At 41.7% G+C, this 7,296-nt stretch carries 8 protein-coding genes and 1 riboswitch; of the genes, 3 read left to right on the top strand and 5 right to left on the bottom strand.

Features of this window, described 5'->3' with window-relative positions:
- The coding region (locus VN379_RS24815) for a class I SAM-dependent methyltransferase (RefSeq protein ID WP_325538814.1) at positions 1–471 on the bottom strand (471 nt) is incomplete at its 3' end.
- Between the two features lie 164 nt (positions 472–635).
- The gene (eno, locus tag VN379_RS24810; protein WP_325538813.1) at positions 636–1,871 is read right to left on the bottom strand and encodes a phosphopyruvate hydratase; all 1,236 of its coding nucleotides are present in this window, start codon (positions 1,869–1,871) and stop codon (positions 636–638) included.
- A 204-nt stretch (positions 1,872–2,075) separates the two neighbouring features.
- Here eno and VN379_RS24805 point away from each other — a divergent pair, with 204 nt between their 5' ends.
- Both VN379_RS24805 and VN379_RS24800 read left to right on the top strand, forming a co-directional pair.
- Positions 2,076–2,936, top strand: a complete 861-nt coding sequence (locus VN379_RS24805; protein WP_325538812.1) for an AraC family transcriptional regulator — start codon at positions 2,076–2,078, stop codon at positions 2,934–2,936.
- A 37-nt stretch (positions 2,937–2,973) separates the two neighbouring features.
- Positions 2,974–4,308 (top strand): Na+/H+ antiporter NhaC family protein, encoded by a 1,335-nt coding sequence (locus VN379_RS24800; protein WP_325538811.1) that lies wholly within the window; start codon positions 2,974–2,976, stop codon positions 4,306–4,308.
- A 64-nt stretch (positions 4,309–4,372) separates the two neighbouring features.
- Here the strand turns inward: VN379_RS24800 and VN379_RS24795 are convergent, their stop codons facing one another.
- A complete protein-coding gene (locus VN379_RS24795) occupies positions 4,373–4,804 on the bottom strand; it encodes a GNAT family N-acetyltransferase (RefSeq protein ID WP_325538810.1) in 432 nt (143 codons plus the stop codon).
- Positions 4,805–4,940: 136 nt separating this feature from the next.
- Positions 4,941–5,025, top strand: a riboswitch (yybP-ykoY riboswitch).
- An 81-nt stretch (positions 5,026–5,106) separates the two neighbouring features.
- On the opposite strand from VN379_RS24795, the gene VN379_RS24790 reads away from it, so the two are divergent.
- Positions 5,107–5,787 carry a TMEM165/GDT1 family protein gene (locus VN379_RS24790; protein ID WP_325538809.1) on the top strand — a complete coding sequence of 227 codons (681 nt, stop codon included), beginning with the start codon at positions 5,107–5,109 and terminating at the stop codon, positions 5,785–5,787.
- Positions 5,788–6,105: 318 nt separating this feature from the next.
- Here VN379_RS24790 and VN379_RS24785 read toward each other — a convergent pair whose 3' ends face one another.
- On the bottom strand, positions 6,106–6,612 hold the full coding sequence (locus tag VN379_RS24785) for a DUF2115 family protein (RefSeq protein ID WP_325538808.1): 507 nt from the start codon (positions 6,610–6,612) through the stop codon (positions 6,106–6,108).
- 7 nt (positions 6,613–6,619) lie between these two features.
- Positions 6,620–7,219, bottom strand: a complete 600-nt coding sequence (locus tag VN379_RS24780; protein WP_325538807.1) for a DUF1638 domain-containing protein — start codon at positions 7,217–7,219, stop codon at positions 6,620–6,622.
- Positions 7,220–7,296 lie beyond the last annotated feature (77 nt).

Here is a 7,296-nt window from a genome sequence, read left to right as displayed (position 1 = left end):
ATTAAAATATGTAAAATCCATAAATGGGTGATGAACAGAAAAAACTAAGTAACCAGAATACTTAAGTATTCTGGCAAACTCCGCCATTACAAGATTCCAGTCCTTTAAATAATGGAGTGTTAACGATGATAGTACAATATCGAATGACCTATCGGTAATGAAATTTAGGGGCTCATTTAAATCAGCTCTTATAACTTCTGCCTTATTTGCAACTCGCTTCATAGTCATTTCGATCATGTTAGGACTAACATCCAATGCGGTAACATCTGCCCCCTGCTCAAGCAGCCACTTACTATACCACCCGGCAGCACAGCCGGCATCTAAAACCCTTTTCCCTTTAACGCACGGCAGTAACGATATAGTTGCCGGCCTTTCATAATCCGCATTGAACGGCTTAGTATCTACAAATTCAAAATAATATTCCGCCATTTTTTCATACGAATCAAAAGAAATTGGCTTTTCATTATTCAAGGTCATTCCCCCTATGAATTTTCCTTACAGTAAAGCAATCAAATCATAGTTTATGTTGCCGGAGGCGTGAATAACCCCAGACCTTTTGACTCTAGGTTAAAGGCTGGGCAACAACTTGCCAGGATTGTCGCCAGCAAAGGTTTAGCCCGGGAATCGGGGCTGCACTAGTGGCCGTGACTCCTCAGGATATTGTTCCCAACCTTCCCCAATTCTTCTTCTATACGGAGAAGCTGATTATATACACCAACCTGCCCGGTACCAACCGGTGCTCCCCCTTTTATTTGATCAGCATTGATACTTACAGCGATATCCGCAATTGCAGGATCATTGGCCGTATTTGCATTTTGGGAAAAAATGCAGGTATACCCCGCATTCTTTGCAATTCTGGCTTTATCAAGGATTTCAGTTAATGTCGTCATTTCGTTGAATTTGATCAGGATGGCATCACCGGTTTTGTTGAGGTCATCCCCCAGCAATTGAATTTTTTCCCTCAAACACCGGTTAAACAGTTCCCAGCCCTCACGATCCTCCCTCGCCAGTCCATCTTTGATGGAGACTATCGGATATTCTTCTACCAGCCTAGTATAATATTCCACCATTTCTGCCGGTGTTTTAATAAATCCTTCTCCGGGTAAATTATATACCCCGTCTGCAAAAAAACCTGTAGCTGCTACATCAAGAGCAAGTGCAATTTGTCTCCCCGGCTTATATCCCGCCTGCTTAATAGCCTGGAGAAGCACTGCCACCCCTTCTTCGTTGGATACTAAGTTAGGCGCAATTCCTCCCGTTTCGCCAAGGCAGATACTCCGGCCACAACTCTCAAGGATGCTTTTTAGGGTATCATACACATCGTTACACATTAAAAGGGCATCGGCAAAAGAGACTGCTCCCACTGGTACAAGCATAAACTCCCGGAAATCAAGATTGTTGAAATTATGGTTGCCCCCATTTAACATAGTCATCATCGGTGCAGGCATTTGCATGGTATTCAAGCCGCCAAGATACCGGTAGAGCGGCCTATTGAGCGATGCAGCAGCCGCCTTAGCCACAGCCAAAGAGACCCCAAGACTGGTAGTAGCCCCCATAATATCTTTGTGGTACACACCAGCTAACTCCATCAGAATAGAGTCAATTGCGGCCTGCTCCAGGGCATCCATACCCACAATCCTGGTAGCAATTACGCTACTTATACATTCTAACCTTGCCTTTAACGTTTCACTAAGGTACCTTTTTTTATTACCACCAGCGATTTCTATCGTTTCATACAAGCTGCAAAAAGGATAATCGGGTACGGCGGCACGCCCAAGTGTTCCATCTGCTAAAACCACGTCTATCTCAATGATAGGATTACCCCGGGAATTCATAATATAGCGAACAATAATCTCAGCAATTTTAGCCATCCTTCTCCCCCTATGAGCTTCCGTCACAGCCAAAGGTGCAATCCAGCCTACCCAAAATCTGCAGTCTCGCATCAAAGTAGTGAAAAGATTTAGCATGAAGTTGCTATAAAAATATTGGGTGTGATACTATTGTACTAATAGTTGCCTTATGTTTCATGAACAATGTTGTTATAATATAGCACAAAATTGACAGAGGTGATCTTGATGAATGTCACCAAAAATAGCTGGTGGTGTGAGCATAGTATAAATCGCGATTTCCCTGTAGACATCCACCGCAGCGAGCATCAGCGGTTAGGCACTGTTATTGAGTGCCACTGGCATGAGAATTTTGAGCTATTATATTTTGAAAAAGGCGAAGCCATAATTTATTGCAATTCCCGCCCTATTCGGGTTGGGCCGGGGGAGTTAATCATCATCAATAGTAATGATTTGCATTATGGCGAAAATGTCTCCCCTCAACTTGTGTATTATGTAGTAGAATTTGATCTTTCCTTCATTCATAGCAATAAGATCGATCTATGCCAGACTAAATACATGACGCCGCTGGTGCAAAACAGAATTCTCTTCCGCAATCAGATTGACCAGAATAACGAGCTGCTGGAAGAGGTACGCCATCTCATCAATGAATACTATCGTCAGGAGCTTGGCTATGAATTGGCTGTTAAAGCGTATATTTACCGCATCCTGGTATTGCTGTTGCGTTTTTATGGAGAGCAAACGATCAGCGAGAGCGAAAAAGACCGTCAACGCTCAAATTTAAGTCGCCTTAGCCCAGTGTTAGAATATATGGATTGTTATTACACTGAGAAACTCAGCCTCGAGCAACTTTCCTCGATGGCCAATATGAGCCCCCATTATTTTTGCCGGCTATTTAAACATCTTACCGGTAAATCGCCGACCGAATATATTAATCATCTTCGCTTAAACAAAGCCGTAGCCCTGTTACTTGAAAGTAATCTTAACATCACTGAGATTGCCATGGCAGTCGGGTTTAATGATAGCAACTACTTCAGCCGCCTGTTTAAAAAATACAAGCAAGTCCCACCTTCTAAACTGCTGAAGTAGTTCATACATCCCTACTAACTACGAAAGAGATGATTTCTTGGACACCATACTGGTATTCATTCTTTTCTTCATTTGCCTGCTTTGTAGCATTTATAACGGGGTATCTATACTTTACCCGCTGCTGTTAGGGCTTATCTGCTTTATGCTGATATCGCTCCGGCGTGGTTACACGCTGAATACTTTGCTCAAAATGATGCTTAACGGCTCAAAGAAGTCGCTTATTGTTATTAAAATTTTTGTGTTAATTGGTGTAATAACTGCCGTCTGGAGGGCCTGCGGAACGATTTCTTTTATTGTGTACTATGGAATCGCCTTTATGAGTGCAAAATACTTTATATTATCGGCCTTTCTCCTATGCTGCCTGGTATCATTTTTGCTTGGAACCTCCTTCGGTACCGTAGGAACAATCGGAGTAGTGCTGATAGTTCTGGCGAAAAGCGGTAATGTAGATATAAATACGGCAGCAGGTGCGATCATCGCCGGGGCTTATTTTGGTGATAGGTGCTCCCCCATGTCTTCAAGTGCCAACCTGATAGCAGTCTTGACAAATACCAAGCTGTATATAAACATAAAAAACATGGTGAAAACCTCGGTCATGCCCTTTGTCCTATCGCTAATAGGTTATATCTATTTATCCCTTGGGAACCCGCTGGCGTTTTATGATAATCAGATTACACAGGCGATATCTAATTCTTTTAATATAAGCATTATTGTCTTATTCCCTGCTGTCATCATTCTTGTTCTTGCCGCCTTCAGAATTGATGTCAAGCTATCAATGAGCATCAGCATTTTATCCGGGATATTGATTGCACTGTTTATCCAACATGTACCGTTTCTTCAGTTGCTCCAGTATATAGCCACAGGGTATAGCATGGATAAAAACAGCTTCTTTGCAGATATAATCCAAGGTGGCGGATTATATTCCATGCTGACAGTCTCACTTATTGTGCTAATTTCTTCTGCATATTCCGGCATTTTTGAGGGCACTGGCTTATTAAGTGAAATTGAGCATTTTTTTGAAAAAATTAGTGAAAAAATCAGTGTTTATCCTGCACTAATACTCTCAAGCATCGCCACAGCTGCTTTTAGTTGCAATCAAACCCTGGCAGTAATGCTGACTCACCAATTTGCCTCCAAGATCTATGAAAAAAATCGTCTCAGCAACTACCGATTGGCGGTTGATATGGAGAATACAGTCATCTTAATCTCTGCGATGATCCCCTGGAATATAGCCGGAGCCGTTCCAGCGGCAGCACTATCAGCCGATACAGGCTTCATCATCTATGCATTTTATCTTTTCCTGGTACCCTTAACTAATTTATTCATACGAAAGACGCCACTAGCACCTGATAACGATATCACCATAGCATAGCCATTCTAAAAAAAGCGGCATGAACCATATTCCATAATGGTTCATGCCGCTTTTGCAGTATCGCTTATGGGTTAAACACTTCCATAAACTTTTCAGGAGTACTCAATTCTTTAAAACCAAACTTTTTATACAACCCATGGGCATCATTTGTGGCAAGAGACCATCTTCTTAACCCAGCCAACGACGGATTAGTTACAATACACTCGACCAACCATTTCCCAAGTTCTTGCCCTCTATACGCTTCGTGGATAAATACATCACATAAATAAGCAAATGTTGCATAATCTGTGATAACCCTGGCAAACCCAATTTGCTCTGCCGCGTGATATAAGGAAAAACATAATGAATTATCGATAGATTTAACAATAACATCCTTTTTTCGGGTATTTGCCCAATAAGATTTGCCCAGAAATTCTGTGACCTTTTCTAAATCAACCTTATTTCTGTCGGTAGTAATTATGAAGTCTCCTCTTCTGTAACTATAGGTTTTAGACAAGCTCCCTCAGCTCCTTCTATTGAATCTATCTACAGTATGCCATATTAAATTTCAAGTTACGGATATGTTCCTAAATAAGTAAAAGCATTCTCATTGACAATACTGCTTGTCTAATGTAAAATGATAAGAAAAATATAACACTCCTAAAGGGGAGTAGCTCTAGAACAGAGTCAACATACTGGTGAGAAATCACCTGGCTCTGTTGTTGACGATTGTCAATTAGCGAGACCTTTAGTATGACTAACATGTCATACTAGAGGTCTCGTTTTTTATATATAACTACATTTTATGGAGGATTTATTATGACAGCATTTTTAACGTCTCTCGTCTTTGTGGTTCTTGCTGAGATGGGTGACAAAACACAGCTTCTGGCGATGGCCTTTGCCACGCGCTACTGTTGGCGAACAGTCATGTGGGGCGTATTTGCCGCAACTATTCTTAACCACCTGTTTGCAGTGGTTGTTGGTAGTTACCTGACCCATTTCATTCCAATGAATTACATCCAGGTTGCGGCAGCCGCATCCTTTATTATCTTCGGTCTTTGGACAATCCGTGGGGATGAACTCAATGGCGAAGACAAAGCCTGTACACGCAGTCCCTTTTGGACAGTGGCTATTGCATTTTTCATTGCCGAAATGGGCGACAAAACACAGCTGGCCACTGTCGCATTAGCTGCTCAATTTAATGAAATTATCCCGGTATGGTTAGGAACAACTACCGGTATGATGGTAGCTGACGGCATTGGGATCATCATTGGTATCGTTCTGGGGAAAAGAATCCCTGAGCGGGCAGTAAAATGGTTTGCAGCCATTATCTTTATCCTGTTTGGGCTCTTTGGCCTCTACGAGTATTTGCCTGGTCAATACTTAACCCCGGCAACAATTACCGGCAGTATAGTCACACTTTTAGCTCTGATTTACCTGGTAGCCCGTATGGGAGGAACTGAAACCAAACTCCCAACAAAACTTTCACCTGAAGAGTGAGCGCTCATTACCCTATCGTATAAATGCCCCTTTTCGTTTTCTTAAATGACGCAGCATCTCCCCCTTTGCTCTAAACCTATCGACTGATATTTCCGGGGAATAATAACACCTATGAAACGCTAAAAAGCTTATCCCTATGTAATATTCAGACTACATATCGCATTTTCCTGCAATAAAAAAGACAGCACCTACAGTGCTGTTTTTTTATTGCTGATATCTCTTTAATCAGATCTTGCCAGTCTTTATTACAAGCAATCCGGTAGTTAGTTTCCATCTCGACTACCTCCATTATCAGTTTCAGGTCATTGCAGCATACCATTACAAGCCTGTATACCGGTTTTCACCTATTGCGCTGATATCTTTGCTTACACAGTATCTGCAAACAGACAATTCATCAAGCAAATTCCTGTTTTTAGCAGGGCAATAGAACTTATTGTCTTGAATAATGATCTGTTCCCCACCCTCGAACTCCAGCCCCACAGGGTGTAATGGTTTCTTAGCAATAAAGGTTAAATATGTGGAAATAAGCAGGATATATTTCTTTAAATCAGCCTGCTGCGGGGCGTATTTATCTAAATACTTGTCGATTCGGGCCGCGAATTCATTGAGCACAGCAATGTCAATATCCTCTATGTCCGCAATGCCCTTGCTGTTTTTAATCTCAAACAATGTCTGCCGGTTATATTCGGTGATCATCTGAGCAGTATTGTTGGTTTTATGGACAGGCTGTACCTGCTTACTAAGCGTGTTTCTCTGACCACTATCTTCCACGGAAAAATAGTTAGCATTCAATTTTATCTGGTTGAATAGTTCCAGGTTATTCATAATACCCTCAAGCCGACCCAGCGGTTGCTGTCCGGATAGCTGCCAGAATATTACTTTTAAACACATCCAGTCCACCCTGTTCAACCTCGATGGGAACCCGGGTATACTCAAAAAATTCAAGTATCATTTCATCGGTAATCTCACTCACACCGGTATCAAAGAGTAATATCTTATCGTAATAGCCAAAACTCTGCCTAAGCTCAACCTCATCGATTCCCCAACCACGATCAAAAAGTTCCCGCCACTTCATTAACCACCCGGGAGTTAGGTAAAAGGTTTTAGAACTATTATCAATCTCGTGCATCCGCTCCCCCAGGATCAGCTCAATACAATTAGACTCAGCAAACCTGACTGGTTGATGATCTTTTAAGAACTCGCCAAATTCCGGGTGGCATTTAGAGCCATAAAGCAAGATAATTTTATCTGCAATTGTCTCATCCAGGGCTGTAAGGACAGCCTCTTTTAAGTTCTTCAAATTAACATGCAGCCTTAATGGTAAATAAGTAACTGCTAACTCACAATCAAATACTCTGTCTCTTCTAATTTGTGCTAAGACTGCTTCCAGTTCCGGTTGATAGATGCTGCATGCCAAAAAACATATCTTCATGAAATCCTCCTTGCTGAATAAAAAGCTGAGGTTCTAGCTGCGCATTAACGTGTATATGCACATATGCGATTGTTTTT

Origin of the sequence: Sporomusa sp. (genome assembly GCF_035561255.1) — a bacterium.
Lineage (GTDB): Bacteria > Bacillota > Negativicutes > Sporomusales > Sporomusaceae > Sporomusa.
Note: the sequence above shows the minus strand (reverse complement) of the source record. Positions and strands in the feature narration are given on the sequence as shown.

Coding starts and splice junctions, on each gene's coding strand:
- VN379_RS24785 (WP_325538808.1), bottom strand. CDS start 6,612: ATGAATAACCTGGAACTATTCAACCAGATAAAATTGAATGCTAACTAT.
- VN379_RS24790 (WP_325538809.1), top strand. CDS start 5,107: ATGACAGCATTTTTAACGTCTCTCGTCTTTGTGGTTCTTGCTGAGATG.
- VN379_RS24805 (WP_325538812.1), top strand. CDS start 2,076: ATGAATGTCACCAAAAATAGCTGGTGGTGTGAGCATAGTATAAATCGC.
- eno (WP_325538813.1), bottom strand. CDS start 1,871: ATGGCTAAAATTGCTGAGATTATTGTTCGCTATATTATGAATTCCCGG.
- VN379_RS24780 (WP_325538807.1), bottom strand. CDS start 7,219: ATGAAGATATGTTTTTTGGCATGCAGCATCTATCAACCGGAACTGGAA.